Below are 17,049 nucleotides of genomic sequence, written 5' to 3'. Positions count from 1 at the left end.
CAGCAATCGGAAATACCAGTGGTAGAATTTCTGGTCTGCGATGATGCACCTCAATTCAAATTAATCACAGATAATTTGGCTTTATGTTGGGTGCATGAAGCAAGACATTATAAAAAGTTAAGTCCATCGGCAGTCGTGTGATATCCAACAGTTCAACGTTGTTTTGCAGTGCTGGCAATTGTTCGTCATCTTGACTGTGTGGTTCCATAGTCGGCTCAAGAATGCTGACTCTTGGGAACTGGGGTACACCTTCCTTATTGGGCGTTAAATTTTCCAGTACCCCAACAGCTTCCAAATCCCGTAATCGTTGCATGAGTAAGATTTCATGTTCTTGCACCGCCGCGATGAAGTCTGCAAGGCGTTTGGCAGAGATATTTGTACTCACAGCATTACGCTTATCTTGTTGTCTAATTTCTTGGGCAGCTAACAGCACTTCTTTCTCTGTGCGTCCGGCAAAGGTGCTGTAATACTGGGAGATACATTTGACCCATCTTCCCTCTAAGTACGCATAAGCTACACCCATGTCAAAAGGGTCATAGCGCACACTGACTTTGGTTTTTTCGACAACCGGATTGCGGAAAGCATCGTTCCAGTAATAAAGATAATTGACTTTAATTCCCTGTCCCGGCTGGACTTTAGCGTTGCCTTTGGGTGTACTAGGGCGTGTTGCCATGAGGAAGTCTTCGTTGTATGCAATGTGTCGGTGTTCCCTCTCCCCTGTAGCAACGATAGCGTCGGTATAAACTTGTAATGGTGTCTCACCCAAGGTATCATGTACGCTAATGTCATAAATAGTGTATGCCCACTCACTCAGGTAAGTATATAAATCTGCCAACGTCCAAACGGCAAGTTGTTTGGGGTCAACAACTTTGGTCAATTGACGCGGTTGTTTACTGGCTTGGGTGTTGCCCAGTAAGTTAAAGATAAATTCCGTATTTGTTGTGCCGAATAATCGCTCCACTACTGAACCAAAACGGGGTTTAGCACCAGGACGAGTCTTTTTGATGCAGTGGTAACGTGCTAATAAGGTATCAAAGTAAACGCTATGAAATTCCTTGCCGCCATCTACAACTACGGATTGGGGAAAACGACCAAAACGCTGGACACACAACCTTAGTGCCATCATGCAAGACCTGTAAGAAGGTGGGTCAAAGGTGAGATAAACTGCTAAGATGCGTCGGGAGTAGGCATCAATTAGTAATGTCAGCCAAGGTCGTCCTAAGTTCCGACCAGTCACTTGAGAGCGTAATTCGATGTCGAGTTGGGTGTGGTCAAGATGGCAGATAGCAAACGGTCTGTCTCCATGCCTGGGTGTAGTTTTAACTAGTTCTAAGACAATCGCTTCTGTTGCGTATGCAGCTTTTGCTCCTTGACGTTTTAAAGTCTGCTCATGGATGGGACGCTTTTTTAGCCGAGTATAAAATGTGCGCTGACTCAATGGGGGAATGTTGGCAGCACAACAGGCTCTTGTATAGGCGCGATAAACGGAAGCGGCTGGGGCTTGTCTTGGTGTCTCGAAGTGTTCGGTAATAAATTGATCTAATAAAATGCTTGCATCTGTTGGTGCTTTAGGTTGGCGATTTCCTCTACTAGCGGTACGCGGCAGTAATCCAACATAACCGCAACCAAAAGTGGCTTCGGCTTCACGAAACTGTTTGACCCATCGAGATAAGGTGCTTTGAGGTATGTCCTTATATATGTCTGTGCGGTGCTGGAAATATGCTTGTACTAGATGAAATCTGCGATTGGCCGAAAGTAAGTCAGAGGGCGAGGCGGTATCCATCAATTCACGCACTCTAGAATTGATAGTTGCGTGTGTTTCTGAAGTATGAATGTTGATAGTGCCACTATCAAATAATTGCAGAAAAAATGCTGTGGGCAACTGCATTGGTTGACCAACTTCGGGTAAAAGTGTGGTTGCCTTCTCGCCCAAGTTAACTAAAGTCCAAAGTTGTGCGTCCCAGACTAATAAGGTGTTAGGTAGCAGTGTTGTGGGTGAGGGGATTTGTTTATGCCCAGTTGTCTCTATGGCTAAATGTGTATGAGCAGTATGAGTTTGTTGGTCTGCCCATAATTGAACTCGCCAATGCTCCACTAGGGGGACTGCATACAAGTCTACGTAGACTTGCTCTGTGGCAATCATGGCGTAAATATCGTTAGCACGCACTCCAGGTATACTTGTAAGTGTAGCGGCTATGGTTGTTCCTGGGGTGGCTTGAACTGCTGCTAGTATTTGTTCTGTAATGAAGTGGGGGATATTGGCGGTGAACCTAAAGTAATCTTCTAAAAACATTAGGTTCTGAGTGAATATGGGATTCAGTTCGGTATCGGTGCGAACATGGTATTTGAGTCCATAAGATGCGGCGTAAGCTTCTCCTGGTGGGCAATGCCAATGACCAGTTTCAGTTTTTTGGTAGCGTGAAGGGTATTTTTGGGCTAGTCGTTTTAATTCGGTTTCGGTTTTCCATTCTTCCCAAGCTGCACCACTTAAACGCAGTACGAAGAAGTCTGGGGTATGATAATGACCTATTTTTCGCCCATTTTGGTTTTGGTACTGAATTTTAAATGGCGGTGGTTGGTCGTAGAACTCTAACACCTGTGGGTCGTGTTCCATTTGATAAATCGCCCACAGTTCTACTGTGTGGCTCTCAAATTGAATGGTTTGACCCATTTTGCGGCTAGGGTAAACTCCACTGACGTTCTTGGCGCGTCCTTGTACTCTGCGAGAAGGTGGGGCAGCGCGAATTGCGGCGATTAGTAAGAGTGTTTGTGCCGTTAGTTGCTGTTGCTTACACCAATGGTCAAATTCATCGTCTGTCATGAGAGTTTTTTATCCAAGAAAAGAGTGTTTCTCTTTGCCAGGAGGCAGTTTTAGGCTTTCAGGACACAAGAAAAAACTACGGAGTCATGGTTTTAAGTGAAGCATATCTTGGAATTTTGAACCATATTTTGAATTAAAAGTTTAAGTTAGCGCAATTTTTTCAGAGATTTTTTGTGCAAGTTTCATTCAATTGTGTTTTTTTAACTCATTTTCTAATTATGCTTCAGAATTTCAACTTTCTCTCATGATTTGATTCAAAGCTTTATGTTGTGATTAGTGAGAAAGCCCGAAATCACGTTAACTCTTTCTCGATTTATGGTTCAAAAATTTTCCCAAATTATGATTCAAAGGACACTGGTAATGCAGGTAATCTAATCCTTTCAACAGGAATTCTAAGTGCCAAAGATGGAGGTATTATTGGTTCTCTATCTCTTGGAAGTGGCTCTGGAGGGGATGTAACTATAAATTCTAAAAACTTTATAGAACTTGTTGGAGTAGTACCAAATGTGTTTACTCCAAGCTCTTTGGCTACTGCAACTTATAGCAGTGGTAATAGTGGTAAATTAATAGTTAATACAAAAAAATTAACGGTTAGGGATGGCGGAATAATTAATACTTCTACTCGTTCAACTGGAAAAGCTGATAGCCTTATAATTAATGCTTCTGATTCTATCGATGTAATAGGGAGAGCTCCAGGTGCTGTAAATCCAAGTCTTATTAATTCATCTGTTATTGATTCCGATAAAGCTTTTCGAGAGCTATATCTCCTGCCTTCAGAATTGAGAGGAGATTTGGGAAGTGTAACGATTAATACTAAGAATTTAAATATTGAAGATGGCGCATTAATTAGTGTCAAGAATGATGGTTCTGGCAATGCTGGGATAATTAATATTAACGCTGATACAATCAACATTTCAAATAACGGAGGTCTTACTGCTACTACTGCTGTTGGCCAAGGTGGAAATATTGCTGTTAACTCAAAATATGTTCAACTAAACAATGCCAGTATTTCTGCGACTGCTGGACAACAAGGTACTAATGGCGACGGTGGCAACATCATCATCAACACAGATATCTTAGTTGCAATAAAAAATAGCAGCATTACAGCGAATGCTTTTGAAGGGCAAGGCGGTAATATTAGAATCGATACCAAAGGACTATTCCTTTCTCCTGATAGCAAAATTACAGCTAGTTCACGGTTCGGATTGAATGGTACGATTCAGATCAACAGCTTATTTAATAATCCTGTACAGGCTAAAGCAGAACCAGAAGCGATTCGTGCAACTCCTGAGATTGCATCGGTTTGTCAGGGGCAATCAGGGGCAGTAGCTAGGAGTAAATTGGTCATTACTGGTACTAACGGTCTTCCAACTACTTCTAACGACCTGCAAGCTAGCAATTTGAGTTGGCAGAGTAACTTGGTTCCAGGTGAAGCTTTTAATAATTTAGAAGAACCAAAGTCATACTCAAGCGAAGAACCAACACAAATCATAGAAGCACAAGCCTTAATACAAGATTCTAATGGGAATTTTATTTTGACGGCAAAACAATCTAATAGTGTCGTTCCTAATGCTTTGTTGTCTGCCAGCTCGTGTTCTGAAGAATCTCATGTATCAAAAATCTTACCAATGACGAAAACGACTCAGAAGGATGATTAGACTCCGATATTGGTTCAAGTACTTGTTGCTAGTCATTTTCGGATTGTCTATAGTTGTGAGCCAACCATTTCTTACCTCCGCTCAAACTGTAAATAAAGAAGCGCAACAACAGAAAGAGGCGAATTTACTGACCCAAAGAGGTCAAAAGCAATTGGATATCGGCCAAGCAGAGTCGGCTTTTGAAACTTGGCAAAAAGCTACAAAAATTTATCAAAAACTTCGTTATGAAGATGATATTACCGGGAGTTTAATCAACCAGAATCTTGCTCTACAAGCCCTAGGCTTACATTATTGGGCTTGTAATACGCTTTTGTCAGCTTTGAAGTTAGAAGCAAATGCTTCTCTTTGCGCCACTAAGCCACAGCAACCTACTGATAAGATGGAAAAACTGCTGACGGCAACCATTAATAAGCAGACTCTTTCACCCGTAAACTTGCTCGGATTGCACAATTTAGCAGAAGTCTTGCGTCGGTTGGGCAAGCTTGATGAATCAAAAAAAGTCTTGTCAGAAATATTATCTGTTGCTAAGTGGATACCCTCTATTGACACTAGCGGAATTCTGCTTTCATTAGGTAATACTAACCAGGATATTTACAAGCAAGCACGAAATCAATATTTAGAGATAGAAGAACCCGTTTTTCAGAAAGAATTTGTCAATTTGATTCAAAAATATGCACTTGAATCACTTAACACTTTTCAACAATTGATTAATAGCTTAAATACTCCAAAGGAAGTGCAATTACAAGCTCAATTACATCACCTGAGCTTAATATTAGACTTTGAGAAGTGGTTAGCAGTAGAGTCCAAATTAGGTAATCCCAAATTAGCCTCCCTTCATACTAGAATTAATCAACAGATACAGCCTGCTGTAGATTTACTTTTAAAAAATCATTCGGATTTTTCTCGATTACCAGCCAGCTATTATGTTTATGCAAAACTGAACTTTGCTAAAAGTCTGAATAAAATTCCAGACAAACAGTTCCATTCCCAAGCTATTGAGTATGCTGAATCTGCTTTAAAAATGGCTAAAAGTACTAATAGTCAAAGATTACAGTCAGAGAGTTTTGGCACTTTAGGAAAGTTAAAACTAGAGCAATCACAACCATATTTTGAAGAAGCTTTGGGATTGGCTCAATCAGTTCACGCATGGGATCTTGCCTATGAATGGCAGCAGGAATTAGGAATTTTGTACAAGGAGCAGGGAAAATATAAAGAAGCTCTACAAGCATATAGTGCAGCAATTGAAAATGTAACTTTAGTTCGCAACAATCTTTTGTCAACTAATACAGATTTACAGTTCTCATTCCATGAAAAAGTCGAGCCGTTGTATCGTGATTATATGCGATTGCTCCTAACAGATTCTAACCCCAATTTCTCAGAAATAATTCAGACTAATGAAAGGCTACAAGTAGCAGAACTAGAAAATTATCTTCAATGTCGCAAGCTTAATCTGGTAGCTTTCAATGAAATTCAAAACTTAGCTACTAGCCCAACAATTATTCATATAATCGACTTAGTTGATAGTGTAGAAGTAATCTCTCAATCTCCTAAACAGCCTCTTCATCACCACTCTATTGAATCTCAGCTAATTAGAGGGCATATTAATAATCTTATAGACACTTTACAAGACAAGAATCTTGCTTATGTTGGTGCAGATGTGATTCTTGACCATTCATAAGCACTTTATAATCTATTGATTGCACCTATCAAATATTTACCAACATCAGGAACGCTAGTATTTACTTTAGATGCATCTTTGCAAAGTTTACCGATGGGCTTGTTTCATGATGGAAAAAATTATCTGATCGAGCGCTACGGCATTACAGGTACTCTGGGTTCTCGAATGCAACCACCTAAACTTTTAAAAGAGAAGCAGTTAAAAGCTTTCATTGCTGGGCTCAGCAAGATCAGCCCTAGTTTTTACGCTCCCAATGCTCCCAAAGGACTCAAAGTATTACCAGGAGTGGAAGTAGAAATAGCAAATGTAAAAAAAGGAATTACTTCTTCAAAAGTATTTTTAAACGAAGATTTCGTTAGCCCAATGCTAGATAAAGAATTGAGTACAGATGATTTTTCAATAATTCACCTAACTACTCACGCTCAATTTAGTTCTGTTCCTGACCGAACAATGATTTTTGCTTGGGATAAACCAATTACTGTTTCCGAATTTAATGATTTACTCAAAGAAAAAACTCAGTCTAGCCAAGAAGGAATTGAGTTATTAGTTTTGAGTGCCTGCCAAACTGCCAAAGGTAACAAGAGATCAGCTTTAGGAATGGCTGGAGTGGCAGTACAAGCTGGAGCCAGAAGTACGATAGCCACTCTCTGGCAAGTAGATGCTGATTCCAGCGCTTTACTGATGAAAGAATTTTATCAACGATTGAAAGATGGTTTCACCAAAGTCGAGGCACTACGTCTTGCACAATTACAACTGATATCAAACCCTCAATCTCAACACCCTTCCCACTGGGCAGCATTCTTACTTATTGGCGGCTGGCTATAATTTCATGAGTAAGTTACCGAGCTTTCAACCATTTGACCAATTTCAACCCTGATTGTACCTTTTCAAATTCAGATGTATTACTACTGCTCAAAGCTAATTGAGCTGCTATGGTGTAAGTCTGCTCCGCCTCGTTTGGTAGCAACCCTCCTAAATAGCGATCACCTAGTACTCTGTATAGAGTTGGATTTTGACTACCTGCCATGACTCGTGCAATTAATGTCTTAATTGATTCATCTAAAAGAAGCTTTGACATATATATAGCATCCAAATCTCGGAAAGCGGCTTCATCAGGTGACAATCCCAAGTCTTTAATTTGCTTGACTTCATCTCTAATCTGCTGAACATCATCAAGAGGTAAAAGATGGACTACTAAGGGACTATAATTCAGGGGTTGGTCGCCATAGTTACTAATTACAGTGATTGTATACGTATTGCCATACTGTAATTCTTTTTGCTGTTTCGGGTATGATAGATGAGTAGCATTTACTACATCTGTTTCCCAGCTAACACCATTGCCTTTTACTACTACTGTATAGCTATCAGCGCCCGCCACTGAGCGCCAAGAAATTTCTGGTCTATTATCTATAATTGAACTGCCGTAAGGACTAGTTACAATCGGCGCATTTTTTTCATCATCTGGCCCCTTATAGTCATGTGGACAAGGAACTATATTTAATACTGAACACTGTACAGCTTCGTTAGGTGGTGGCGCACATATTTGTGTATTAAAAACAGTGCTCTGCTTCAAATACAGAATTTTTCGATTTAAGAAACAGAGAACTTTGACCGCGCTTCCCTTTTGAGGATTGATCCGCTCTCCCAAACACAAATATCTTCCTGTTTTTAGGAAACGATCGCCCGTGCTATAAACTCGACCACTTGGTTCATCACATAAATTCTTTTGTAATATTCGTTGCTGTCCCCATGCACTGCTAGCCAACAAAAGTATTACTGTTGGTATTGATACCAGGGTTGTAAGTCGGACTGCAAAGACTTTTTTAATTGGACTAGATACGGTAAGCATTACAACTTCTTAAAAAGCTAGTTACTTTTTTGTAGTTTAATCTAAGTAGAGAAGAAATAAAGCATAAAATTTAGTTGATAGCGTCAAAGCCTGTTATGGATTTGTCCTGATCTGTCGAGAATCAGGCTTAAGCCTAATTCGAATGGCACTAAGAAAAGGGAAAATCGTTGAGGCAGCTCTTGTGCAGAGGAGCAAAAAAGCAGGGGAGAAAGAAGAAATTTTAGGCATACGAACAGAGGAAATGGAAATTCCCCTCTGCACCCCTGCCCCTCTGTAAGCCTTATGCCGCCTACCCTTCAGTTTAACTTAGTGCCATTCAGCCTAATTCTTTGTAATACATCCCCCCGCCAACGAAAGACTTCTGGCACTTTCGACTCAAGTATCAAGCAGGCTTCCCAATTAAGCCAAGAATTATCGTTATCACCCAAAGCTTCTTGAACTTGTGCCAGCAAACAGTAAGTGTCTGCTCTTTGAGGATCTAATTCTCCGGCTTTTTCTAAATATTCCTTTGCTTGACTCAACTTCTTCTGCTGTAACTTTGCCCAACCTAAATTTTTATACAATGCAGCTTGTAATTTTGGTTCTTTAGTTTTTTGTAACCCTTGTACTGCAAGAGCAATCGCCGCATTATAGTCACCTTTTAGATTTTTCAATCTTGACAGATTATTAATAACTGGAATTGCTTGACTATTACTTTTTATGGCCAACTGATACTGCTGCTCTGCCAAATCTTTTTTTCCTTGGTCATCATAAAACGTTCCTAGCCCATAATGTCCTGACCAACTATCAGGCTTCAACTTCAAAGCTTTCTCATAATTAGTTTTTACACATTCAAACTCATTTAATAACTGGCAAACAAATGCTAAATTATTATAAGTGTCTACATCCTGATTATTATATTTTATCGATAATTCATAATACTTTTTCGCAGATCGCAGGTTTTGAGTACTACGAGATGCTTTATCAAAATAAAACTTGGAAATATAATTTTTAACTTGAGGATAAATTTTTATAGCTGAGTCAAAAGACTCTTGTGCTCCCTGAGAATTATTTGCTGCTTCTAACTTTTGTCCTTGAGCTACTAGATAGTTAGCTGCTACAGGTACAGATAGAAAGACACCCCCAACAAATCCCAAAACTATCAATGTATATTTGCTATATTTAAAAACTTTAGAATTAGCTAATCTATAATTTTTAATTTGCTTAGGCAGTTTTTCTAACCGCTGCAAAATTACTTCAGTCGTTTGCGGCCGCTGCCCCGGCAAGGGAGCCATCAGCTCATCAATGAAATCAGCAAAAGGTTTGTCAATCTGCGGTGCATCTTTTCTCCAAATCAGGTTTCCTGTTTTTTCCTCTGTTGGTAGGTTACTTAGAGGAGTTGCAGTAACTAGATTTACAAAAGTACAACCCAAGGAAAAGAAATCCGATTGAGGTACTGCTCGACCATTGATTTGCTCTATTGGAGTGTAACAAGGCGTGATGACGGAGGTAATTTCATATATTCCTTCCCTACCTGCACTAGTTCCCCCGCTTCCACTAACTTTTGCCAAGTAGGTGTCAGTCACTCGCCGTGCAGTACCAAAATCAACTAATGCCAGTTGACCACTTGGTTGGAGAACTATATTAGAAGGTTTGATATCTCGATGAAAAAAATTAGATCGGTGTACTGTATCAAGAATTTCAACTAACTGCTTAAGCCATTCTAATGCTAGAGATTGTGAAATTTTCCCATTAAATTCTATCCATTGCTCCAAGTTTTGTCCCTCAAATTTATCCATAACTAAGCAACGCAGCGTTAAGGGACTATTTTTAGGAACAAAAGTAAAAAAATCATCTAAAGTACTTTCAGGAATATTTGGATGCTGAATTAGTTGCAGAGTAAGAGATTCCTGCTCAATTAATTTAACTAATTTAGGCGATTTCCATTTCAGAACTTTGATGACTCGTTGCTTACGCACAGGGTTCCAACGAGTACCAGCATCATCTACTTCAAAAACTTCAAAATAATTAAACGGATCATCGGTAAGTGGCCTCAGTGGTTTGACTAGACGGATGCGGTCGTTAATTAGCAGCAAAGTGCCACAAGAGAGGCAGTGTTCTATGTCATCAGGATTTTGACGATGGTCACAAAGGGGATTAATACAGTAAGACGACATATTAATAAAACTTATACATAAGTATTGCTTACTTATTACTAGATAAGTATTAATTGTTTAACCATAGCTTTCTATGAAATTGTGGACAATTCAATAACTAAATCCTAGGTATCTAAGTAAATTAATAACGCTGCGAACCTATACCAAGCCTTATTCTACATATCTATCGCTAATCTAGTCCTTGTTATTTAATTACTGCTAGCAAGTAAAAAAATAAGCTGTCTTAGTAATATTATGCAAAAACTTAGTGTAATAGATTACCTCCTTCAATTCAATTTACTTATAAAATAATGTTACTTAAACAAACGAATCGTCATTTTGCCTTCATTCAGCGGTAAGTAACATCATTAGAAATTTCTATTGATACTTATTTCAAGTTAGACAATCAAAAATGAAAAAACCTAGTAATATTGAGTGTAATCCAAGATACTATCTAAATTAACTTGAATCTATGGAACTTCCCTTACGGGACTTCACTATCTCAACAGGACAAGTATAATCATGGATTTTGGTGACTTACGGGAACTAAAAGTTTCAGTCCCTTCTTTTTTATCCATCAGCACAACAGAAGAAGAACCTTTAGAGCAAAGGTTTTCAGAAACAATGACTTTTGAAGAAGCTTTGGTAGCAGTGAATGATTTAGTGTTTGCCAAACTGGGTAGACATCTATCTGAAGCTGAGATCATTGTCATGAAAGGAGCTTGGAATAGTCGTGAGTTTGTAGAGATAGCAGAAAACTCACCTTACAGCGTTAATTATTTGCAACGACGTTTAGCTCCTCAGTTATGGGATTTGCTCTCCGAAATAATTGGAGATGGACAACGAGTAGGAAAAAGGAAGCTTCGATATTTTTTGGAGCAAGTAGCTAAAAAGTATCCTGCTCAGTCTGCTTCAAATCAAGGGCAAGTCCCTGTTGACACTGGTTTTATGCAGAAAATTAAGGGTCAACCGCCTAATGTATCTACTTTTTATGGACGTATACAGGAACTGGCTCATTTAAAAGAATTAATAGTAAAGCAACGCTGTGTATCATTAGTAGGGGTGGCAGGAATTGGAAAAAGTGCATTAGCGGCAAAACTATTAGCAGAACTTAGTACAGAATCTCAACCTAGATTTGATTGTTTAATTTGGAAATCAGTTACTCATGCACCACGAGTCCAAGACTTAGTAGCTGATTTGATTGAGCTAATTGATCCTCTAGAGCCATCCTCAAATTTATCTGAATATACGCAAGCAATGATTTCGGTGTTGGTGAAGCAATTGCAATCACGTAATTGTTTGCTGGTATTGGATGAGACTGATGCATTGTTCCATAGAAATAAATTGGAGCAGAGGCTAGAGTACAAAGTACTCTTTCGTCGATTATTGGAGGAGCAACACCAAAGCTGTCTGCTTCTAACCAATCGAATTTTCCCTGAAGAGTTTGGTACTTTAATGAAGGCTAAACGTCCAATTGAGTATCTTAGAATTGAAGGTTTAGATTCAGAAGCAGCAATGCAGCTTTTATCTGCTAATGGACTAACCGATAAAGATAAATGTCAAAAATTAATTCATACATATCGTGGCAATCCTTTGGAATTAGAGACCTTAGTGGAGAAAATTCACCACTACTTTGCTAGTAGTACGGAAAACTTTTTTAGAAAGTATACTACCTTTGTTAGCAGCGAGTTTCAAGCAATGCTTGACGAAATGTTTGGCGAAATATTGAGTGAAACTCAGAGGCGGATCATGATTTATTTGGCAGAAAAAATAAATTTAAATTTGAAACCCGTTAGCTTTGAACAACTATTAAGTGATACAAGTCAAAGCCAGGAAACACCTGTATCTACTTCAGAGGTGATTAAAGCATTAGAACAACTTGAAAGACAGTCATTAATTGAAAGCAGCAAAGACCCAGTTACAAAAGAAATTAGTTTTACTCTACAACCAATGATTAAAAAGTATATTACGACAGATCCGATGGGGCTAGTCCATACATCTGATATTTTACCAACATTAGCTATTGCATCTTAAAAGAGGTAACTATGATTGCAGGCAAACTAGGAATCACAATTAAAATCAACGAACTGCTACAGCCGAAGGACGTAGAGAACGCTTGGCAGCAGTTTGATCTAAACTGTGACGGACCTATCACAACAATCACAGTTAAACCAAAGATTTACAATAAACTGACCGATGTAACCAGTAATTACCCGCATTCGGTAGCAGCGATTGCTGGCAAACTTGGTCAGTCAAATGAGCTTGGGTTCGTGTTAGAGTCACCCAACATACAAGTTTTTAAGTGCAAGCCCAAGGCAGAAACGACCTCTGCGGTAGGTGCTGCTTCTTGAAAAAGTGATTACCCAATCAGGGTAAGCTGGAACAAACACCGGTAAATATGGAGGAATCAAACAAAATCAGAATCTTGTTAGATACGGAAAGACTACAAGTTATGTAAAATCAAGCTAATTGAAAGGAGGTATGGAGGTGAAGATACAACAGTACCAGAATTTAACGTACAAAGCGCCACTAAGGAGTAGCGCTGTGTGCGGGTCTTAAATTCCATATAACCTCAGAGCGGGGTTGATCTCGAAGGAACAAAATAAGTGGCCGTTGAAGTTTGGCGACCGAGACGACTACTAAATTTGTCCGAGAGTTTTTACCGCGCTGCAAGATCCATTATAGGATCTGCCGCTTGGAAAGTCCATTCCTTGCGGTGTGTTTTGGCTGTCGAAATTCATCAATTTTAGGTAAACTTAAGTTTGGTTAAGAAATATCCCGAATTTTGTAGCTAAAAGATGTAGCAGCGTGAATAACAGTTACCAGTTACCAGTTACCAGTTGGGAGTAGACCTTTATTCGATAACTGTTGACTGATAACTGATGCAACCCCCTCTGAACTTGTCAACTAAGTAATCAGGGGAAAATATCGTGAAAAATGACTTATGCCCAATACACCTTAGTGTCGGGGTTAAGGTGACATCAAAATTTTTTTCAAACGCCTCTCCTTGTGATAATTACAGGAGAGAAATATGCTGACACTAGATAGAGAAACTAAATCGGCACTTCATTACGATGATCTTAACAGCAGTATCAAAGACACCTTCGCTACCATAGACCAATTTGAGTTGCAAGCAGTAGAACAGATTCGCCTCATGCATGACGAGCGGATGTACAAAATCGCTGGGTACAAAAACTTTGAACAATATTGTCAAGGCGAATTGCATGTATATGGCGGCTATCGGCGTATAAATCAACTCTTAGGGGCATCAAAAGTTATTGTTGCAGCAGGGGAGTTGGGGTCACAAATTAAAAATGAGCGCCAAGCCCGTCCTCTTTTGAGGTTAGCCAAAGAACCTGAAAAACTTATTGCTGCGATAAAACTGGCTTTGTCATCAAACCCGAACCCTAGTGAATCAGATTTCGCAGTTGCCGCAAATACAATTGCTCCAATGCCAAGAGGAAAAAATAAATTCCATCAGGAACCAATGTTTCCGAAAAATGCCATCACAATTTCATCACCAGAACATCCCCGTTATGGGGAATCGGGAGTTATTGTTCCAGACGCACCGAATAATTCGCAGCAGATTGTGACTTTCGTTGATGGTGAAAGGCTGTTGGTAAACAACACTGATTTGGATGACGCAATTGTGTCCGAATCGACTGAGCGTACATATCCTAAAGTTTATGCCGAAGCGATCGCTGCACTCAAAGAGCAACATAAGCAAGAGTTAGAGCGCTTACAGCAGGAATTGAGGATTGGACTACAGTCAGAAGCCACTGCTAGAGCCGAAGCCCAGGTAATTGAACAAATCTCATCCTTGCAAAACCTGTACAAGCAGCAAAAGGAGCAAAACATCCAGTTGCAGCAGCGCTTAGACGAGATGGAATCGCTACGGCAGCTTGAAACTGAGAACCAGCAGCTAAAAGAGCGCATTCGGGATTTGGAAAATGCTCAAGAACTGAAGACTGGACAAGATTGGGAGAATACTTACACTAAACTTCAAGCTAAAGCGCTAAACAAGAAGGTTCAGGAACCACTGGAGAAGACAATTGATTTGAGAACTCTGGCAGCCGAACCGCCCAAAGAAAATGCGACTGAATGTCTGCGCCTCATGGGTATGGCATTGAAAAACCTAAGCGTTGCCATGAACAATACCCAAGCTCTTGAGGCGGCGGCTCTCATTTTGGGTACTAGTCCCACACTCTCTGCCATCGCAACAAGGACGGAGCAATTACAACTATTACCCCAGGCGGTTAGGGAAATTAGGCAAGTACTTGCACGTATTGAGTTTACTTGGCTTGACTTTTGGGCTGTGGCTGAAAAATACGAGGTGATAAAACCTGACTACTGGGCTGAACTTACCACCTCCGAGACTGATTTAATCACACAAGCCCAAAAAAACAGTGAACAGTTAACAGTAAACAGTGATAACTGATGACCGAGCAATTCGCAGTGACGCTCCAACTCTTAGAGACGCTACGCGAACGTCGCTCTAAGCGTTGCCATGCCTAAAGCCTGCGGCATAGCTACGCTTAGGGCGCAGCCTCTCGTAGAGAAGGCTTTACGCTGCGCTAACGCACTCTTGCTAACGCCCCGCTTTGCTAACGCAATTAAAGACAAGAAATTACTTAATTGTTGAATTGTTAATTAACGGGTTTGGGAGCTAACTCTGATTTAGAGAATCAGTGAACTTAATTCAGGGGTGGGTTCAGAGCTAACTCTGAATTCAACTGCGTTAGCGCAGCGGTAGCGACGCAGGAGCGTCATTGCGTTAGCCCATTGTCAATTGCGAATTGCCTTGACTGCGGCATAGGTGCTGCAAGTCGCTCACAAAGTCATGGAAAAATTTAGGAGAAAAGTGAATACAACAACTTATATTGCACTTAACGGTGGCAACAAAGAGTTCAAAAAGCCTAAACCTGATTGCAAGGTATCAGTTGAGCAGAGGGAACACCCAATTGAATATCCAAACAATCTCACGGCTGCCCAATACCATGAGTTGTTAGCTGGTAGCGCCATTCATCCGGCGTTGATTAAGCGCAATTTTTTCCATGTAGAGGGAGAATCAGTTTACGACTACCTGTTCATCTCTGATAAAATCCCACGCAAGAATGCGGGTCGGGTTACGGATGGATACATCAAAATGTATCAGCACCTATTACTAGGTGGGACGTGGATTCAGTCACTTGACCCGTTTAAAAACTGGCAACCGATGGAATGGGGGCGGATTAAGCCCAACTTCCCGCGCATTGATTGGCAAAAAGGCAAGCCAGTTAAGTACGAGTCACCCCCCAAAACTCCCAACCGCGTTACCTACTTTGATGTCGCTAACCCCATCTGGGACAAAGTTGCAAAGCGTTATTTAATTAAGCGCTATCATTCACTTTTAACATTGCGCTTACTGGATCAACTCAATCCGCTAATATTTTGGGAGTGGGTGAAACAGCATCCAGAGATTCCAATAATATTATGCGAGGGTGAGAAGAAAGCCGCTTGCTTGCTGAGTCTCGGGTTTGTAGCGATCGCACTGCCTGGAATTTGGAACGGGCGCGTGGGCAAACAAGATTTTGATGAACGGTTGCATCCTGACTTAGTACCAATGGCTCAGGCGGGGCGCAAGTTCATAATTCTTTTTGACCACGAAACAAAAGCTAAAACCAGGTGGTCGGTGTTTCAAGCCACTGTTCGCACTGCAAAAGCAATCGAATCGGCTGGTTGTGAATGTGAAGTTGCATTACTGCCGGGGCCAGAAAAAGGCGTTGATGATTTTGTTGTAGCGCGGGGCGAAGATGCTAACGCTCTACTGACCGCAATCATCGATGATGCTAAATCACTTGCTGATTACAAGCGCTCGTATCGGGCTAAAAAATGGGGGTTAAGCAAGTACCAGCCGGATGTCACTGTTAATGTTAAGTATCTCTCTGAGGCTTTGTGCATTCCTGAACTTGAAGAAAAATACAATTTGCCTGAGCTTTATGAGCTTGAAAAGGAACAACTTTTCACGCCATCTATAAAAGGACATCCTCCAAACAAGGAGTCTACCGATTCTGGCGGAGTTGATTCAGACAAATCGAAGAAATCCCCTACCTTCAATTTCCCAAAATCAGGGCTAGTCGTACTCTGGAGCGACATGGGTACAGGCAAAACTGAACTTATGCGCGGGTGGCGTCACCAAAATCCTGATGCGCGGTTCCTCAACAATGGACATCGGGTTAACTTGTTGAAAAATCTTGCCGAACGTTTGCGGACGGCGATGTATTCAGACTTGGGTTACACAGGTTTAGCCCAAGCCCAAGCCCTTAGTATTACTATTGACAGCTTGCATAAGCTGAATACCCAGTCTCTCACCTACGGCTGCATATTTATAGATGAAGCCTGCCAATACCTTACCCACCTACTACACAGTAATACTTGCAAACAACACCGTGCAGCAATACTTGAAGTACTGGAATATATAGTATACAACGCGCCACTGGTCGTCATCGCTGATGCACACATGGATGATTTAACGGTAAACTTCTTTCTTGCAATGCGACCACTCGGTGAAGTGCCTTACATCATTAAAAACGAATGGCGAAACGGGGAGCGCACAATTTATTGGTACGAGGGGGATAATTCAAGCGCCCTAGTCGCCCAAATCTCGGCAGCGCTGATGCTTGGAGAAAAAGTTATGGTTGCCAGTGACAGTAAGCGTTTTATCAAAAAACTCGACAAATCCTTTACTATCAAATACGAAGAATCTAACTCCGAAAAATCACATACACCAAAAAAATGGCGTATCTGGTCGGTTCATTCCGATAATTCTGGCAGTGATGAGAATGTCGCTTTCATCAAAGATATCACCAACGCCGTCAAAAACTTTGATGCCTTGTTCACCTCTCCCAGTCTCGGTACTGGTGTCGATA

Annotated in this window: 9 protein-coding genes and 1 pseudogene; 7 read left to right on the top strand and 3 right to left on the bottom strand. The window is 40.6% G+C overall.

The genetic code is table 11. The features are described 5' to 3' along the window. Positions 1 to 64 precede the first annotated feature (64 nt). The gene (locus tag H6G96_RS37810; RefSeq protein WP_190919400.1) at positions 65 to 2,821 is read right to left on the bottom strand and encodes a TnsA endonuclease N-terminal domain-containing protein; all 2,757 of its coding nucleotides are present in this window, start codon (positions 2,819 to 2,821) and stop codon (positions 65 to 67) included. A 269-nt stretch (positions 2,822 to 3,090) separates the two neighbouring features. On the opposite strand from H6G96_RS37810, the gene H6G96_RS37805 reads away from it, so the two are divergent. The 3 genes and pseudogenes from H6G96_RS37805 to H6G96_RS41985 form a co-directional block, all read left to right on the top strand. Next, positions 3,091 to 4,479 carry an S-layer family protein gene (locus H6G96_RS37805; protein WP_190919398.1) on the top strand — a complete coding sequence of 463 codons (1,389 nt, stop codon included), beginning with the start codon at positions 3,091 to 3,093 and terminating at the stop codon, positions 4,477 to 4,479. Between the two features lie 55 nt (positions 4,480 to 4,534). Continuing rightward, complete coding sequence (locus tag H6G96_RS41990) at positions 4,535 to 6,157, top strand: tetratricopeptide repeat protein (RefSeq protein ID WP_242063598.1); 1,623 nt, start codon at positions 4,535 to 4,537, stop codon at positions 6,155 to 6,157. A gap of 12 nt (positions 6,158 to 6,169) precedes the next feature. Next, positions 6,170 to 6,982: pseudogene (locus tag H6G96_RS41985) on the top strand (CHAT domain-containing protein); the annotation flags it as partial. Positions 6,983 to 6,995: 13 nt separating this feature from the next. Here the strand turns inward: H6G96_RS41985 and H6G96_RS37795 are convergent. Together H6G96_RS37795 and H6G96_RS37790 are read right to left on the bottom strand one after the other, a co-directional pair. Further along, a complete protein-coding gene (locus tag H6G96_RS37795) occupies positions 6,996 to 8,006 on the bottom strand; it encodes a hypothetical protein (RefSeq protein WP_190919396.1) in 1,011 nt (336 codons plus the stop codon). Positions 8,007 to 8,302: 296 nt separating this feature from the next. Beyond that, on the bottom strand, positions 8,303 to 10,162 hold the full coding sequence (locus H6G96_RS37790; protein WP_190919394.1) for a protein kinase: 1,860 nt from the start codon (positions 10,160 to 10,162) through the stop codon (positions 8,303 to 8,305). A gap of 501 nt (positions 10,163 to 10,663) precedes the next feature. Between H6G96_RS37790 and H6G96_RS37785 the strand changes: the two genes are divergently transcribed. The 4 genes from H6G96_RS37785 to H6G96_RS37770 form a co-directional block, all read left to right on the top strand. Next, entirely contained in the window at positions 10,664 to 12,175 is a 1,512-nt protein-coding gene (locus tag H6G96_RS37785) for an NB-ARC domain-containing protein (RefSeq protein ID WP_190919392.1), read from the top strand. Positions 12,176 to 12,186: 11 nt separating this feature from the next. Further along, complete coding sequence (locus tag H6G96_RS37780; RefSeq protein ID WP_190919390.1) at positions 12,187 to 12,492, top strand: fertility inhibition FinO-like protein; 306 nt, start codon at positions 12,187 to 12,189, stop codon at positions 12,490 to 12,492. Positions 12,493 to 13,172: 680 nt separating this feature from the next. After that, the gene (locus H6G96_RS37775) at positions 13,173 to 14,579 is read left to right on the top strand and encodes a hypothetical protein (RefSeq protein ID WP_190919388.1); all 1,407 of its coding nucleotides are present in this window, start codon (positions 13,173 to 13,175) and stop codon (positions 14,577 to 14,579) included. 522 nt (positions 14,580 to 15,101) lie between these two features. After that, on the top strand, positions 15,102 to 17,049 hold a 1,948-nt coding region (locus H6G96_RS37770; RefSeq protein ID WP_347242337.1), incomplete at its 3' end, for a plasmid replication protein, CyRepA1 family.

The organism is Nostoc sp. FACHB-892 (assembly GCF_014698795.1).
Lineage (GTDB): Bacteria > Cyanobacteriota > Cyanobacteriia > Cyanobacteriales > Nostocaceae > Nostoc.
This window is presented reverse-complemented; position numbering and strand designations above follow the sequence as displayed.

Excerpts from the sequence above, each read along its gene's own strand:
- H6G96_RS37775 (WP_190919388.1), top strand. The coding sequence starts at position 13,173 with ATGCTGACACTAGATAGAGAAACTAAATCGGCACTTCATTACGATGAT.
- H6G96_RS37785 (WP_190919392.1), top strand. The coding sequence starts at position 10,664 with ATGGATTTTGGTGACTTACGGGAACTAAAAGTTTCAGTCCCTTCTTTT.
- H6G96_RS37780 (WP_190919390.1), top strand. The coding sequence starts at position 12,187 with ATGATTGCAGGCAAACTAGGAATCACAATTAAAATCAACGAACTGCTA.
- H6G96_RS37790 (WP_190919394.1), bottom strand. The coding sequence starts at position 10,162 with ATGTCGTCTTACTGTATTAATCCCCTTTGTGACCATCGTCAAAATCCT.
- H6G96_RS37795 (WP_190919396.1), bottom strand. The coding sequence starts at position 8,006 with ATGCTTACCGTATCTAGTCCAATTAAAAAAGTCTTTGCAGTCCGACTT.
- H6G96_RS37810 (WP_190919400.1), bottom strand. The coding sequence starts at position 2,821 with ATGACAGACGATGAATTTGACCATTGGTGTAAGCAACAGCAACTAACG.